1 protein-coding gene is annotated in these 1,422 nt (G+C 65.3%); it reads right to left on the bottom strand.

Annotated features, from left to right (window positions below; all coding sequences use genetic code 11):
- The coding region (locus MKL01_RS06465; protein ID WP_243904394.1) for a putative bifunctional diguanylate cyclase/phosphodiesterase at positions 1-1,422 on the bottom strand (1,422 nt) is incomplete at both ends.

Here is a 1,422-nt window from a genome sequence, read left to right as displayed (position 1 = left end):
CACGGCCTACGGCGAGGCGAGAAAGCGCGGTGGTTGTGTCCGGAACGGAGCAGTCCGTAACTCGTTCGGCAGCACCAACCCGCTCCGCGAACCGCTCAATCGGCTGCGGCCTGCCGATCAGGTAACCCTGCGCTTCATCGCATGCTTCTGCTGCCAGAAAGCGCATCTGCTCCTCTGTCTCGACGCCCTCTGCCACCACGCTCATCCCCAAGCTGCGGCCGAGCCCCAGAACCGCACGCACGATCACCGCCGCCTGCGGGCTGCCCTCGACGTGACCCACGAACGAGCGGTCGATCTTGATCTTGTCAAACGGGAACGCCTGCAAGGTCGCCAGCGACGAGTAGCCGGTACCGAAATCGTCCATCGCGATAGAAATGCCGAGTGCCTTCAGACGACGCAGGATCCCGAGCGCCCGCGCCATGTCGTTGATGATCACGGTCTCGGTAATCTCAAGCTCCAGCCGCATGGGCGAAAGGCCCGTCTCTGTCAGAATGGCCAGCACGCGCTCTGCCAAGTCCGCTTGCTGGAACTGGTGCGGCGACAGGTTCACCGCGACCTTGAGCGGACGTTCCCATCGCGCCGCCTCGCGGCAGGCCGCACGCAGCACCCACTCGCCCAGCGCGAGGATCAGCCCGGTCTCCTCCGCCAGCGGGATGAACGCATTCGGCGGCACCAAGCCGCGCTCTGGATGCATCCAACGTACAAGCGCCTCGAAGCCTACAAGGTCGCCGCCACTCGTGGTCACTTGCGGCTGATAATACAGCGTGAGTTCGCCGCCTTCGATCGCGTGACGCAGGTCGCGTTCGAGGTCGCGCCGCTCGGCCACCACTTCGTCCATCGCGGGCTCGAACACGCGGTACGTGTTCCGGCCCTCGGCTTTGGCGCGATAGAGAGCGAGGTCAGCGCGCTTAAACAGGGTCTCGCCGTCGACGCCGTGGGCCGGTGCCAGTGCGATGCCGATGCTCAATCCTACCTGCATCTGCTGCTCGCCGAAGGAGACTGGCGCCCGTACCGCATCGATCAAGCGCTCGGCGAGCGCCTCCACGCGGCGCAGATCGCCCACCTTCCTCATCAGGACGGCGAACTCGTCTCCACCGAGGCGTGCCACCGTGTCTTCGGCCCGAAGCACGACGCGGATGCGGTGGGCCACCGCGCGTAGGAGAGCGTCACCGGCAAGATGGCCGAGGCTGTCATTCACGGCCTTGAAGTGGTCGAGGTCAAGGCACAACACCGCGCAGGAGCCGTCGTCAGTGCTCAGGTCTGCAAGCCGGCCCTCCAAGCGCTCGTAAAACAGAGCGCGGTTCGGCAGGTCGGTGAGACCATCGTGGCGAGCCATATGAGCAATTTGCCCCTCGGCCGCTTTGCGCGCGCTGATATCGATCTGCGTGCCGATGAACCGCAGCGCTCGCCCATCGCAATCAC

Source organism: Methylobacterium sp. J-070 (genome assembly GCF_022829385.1).
Classification (GTDB): domain Bacteria; phylum Pseudomonadota; class Alphaproteobacteria; order Rhizobiales; family Beijerinckiaceae; genus Methylobacterium.
Note: the sequence above shows the minus strand (reverse complement) of the source record. Positions and strands in the feature narration are given on the sequence as shown.